Below are 1,357 nucleotides of genomic sequence, written 5' to 3'. Positions count from 1 at the left end.
ATCTACGACGCGATCGGTCGTTACCTGTTCGTTGGTCTGACCATCGATATGTAAGCGATCCTTCGGGACAGAAATCGGGGTGGCGGATCATCGATCCGCCGCCCCTTTTTTTATCATTCGACGATCGGCGGATCAGGCGACGTGAAGCTCCAGCTTGCCGTCGCCTTCGTCGACCTTGACGGTCGACCCGTCCTTCACCTCGCCGCGCAGGATCATGTCGGCGAGCGGATCCTGCAGATAGCGCTGGACCGCCCGCTTCAACGGCCGTGCGCCGTACACCGGATCATAGCCCACCCGGCCAAGCCACGCGCGCGCGGCATCGCTCAGGTCGAGAACGATCTTGCGGTCCGCCAGCAGCTTGTCGACGCGGGATACCTGGATGTCGACGATCGGTGCCATGTGCGACTGGCCGAGGCGGTGGAACAGGATCACCTCGTCGAGCCGGTTGAGGAACTCCGGCCGGAAGTGCGACCGGACGATCTCCATCACCTGCGGCTCTACCGACGACACGTCGTCGCCTTCCGCCATGTTGGCGAGATACTGGCTGCCAAGGTTGCTCGTCAGGATGATCAGCGTGTTGCTGAAATCCACCGTCCGCCCCTGGCCGTCGGTCAGGCGGCCGTCGTCGAGCACCTGCAACAGCACGTTGAACACGTCGCCATGCGCCTTCTCGACCTCGTCGAACAGGATGACCTGATAGGGCCGCCGGCGGACCGCCTCGGTCAGCACGCCGCCTTCCTCGTATCCGACATAGCCGGGGGGGGCGCCGATCAGCCGGGCGACCGCGTGCTTCTCCATGAACTCGCTCATGTCGATGCGGACCATCGCCGACGGATCGTCGAAGAGGAATTCGGCGAGCGCCTTGGTCAGCTCGGTCTTGCCGACGCCGGTCGGCCCGAGGAACAGGAACGAGCCGAGCGGCCGGTTCGGATCCTGCAACCCCGCGCGCGCGCGGCGAACCGCGGTCGAGACCGCCTTCACCGCATGCGCCTGGCCGATCACGCGCTTGCCGATCGTCGCCTCCATCGCGAGCAGCTTGTCGCGCTCGCCCTGGAGCATCCGCTCGACCGGGATGCCGGTCCAGCGGCTGACGACGCCGGCGATGTCGTCGGCAGTGACTTCCTCGCGCAGCATCGCGCCCTTGGTCGCGCCGGCGGCCTCGTCGAGCTGGCGTTGCAGGCCGGGGATCGTGCCGTAGGACAGCTCGCCTGCCTTTGCGAGATCGCCCGAGCGTTGCGCCTGGTCGAGTTCGAGCCGCGCGGCATCGAGCTGTTCCTTGAGCCGTGCCTCGGCGTTGATCTTGTCCTTTTCACCCTTCCAGCGTGTCGTCAGCTCGGCGGACTGCTCCTCGAGATTG

1 protein-coding gene is annotated in these 1,357 nt (G+C 65.9%); it reads right to left on the bottom strand.

Annotated elements, in window-relative coordinates:
• Nucleotides 1–132: 132 nt before the first annotated feature.
• Nucleotides 133–1,357 (bottom strand): AAA family ATPase (locus tag ASE88_RS19660; RefSeq protein WP_235527994.1); only part of this gene is annotated, 1,225 nt, incomplete at its 5' end.

Source organism: Sphingomonas sp. Leaf38 (assembly GCF_001421825.1).
GTDB lineage: Bacteria > Pseudomonadota > Alphaproteobacteria > Sphingomonadales > Sphingomonadaceae > Sphingomonas.
The sequence above is the reverse complement of the archived record's forward strand: the minus strand, read 5'-3'. Positions and strand labels throughout refer to the sequence as shown.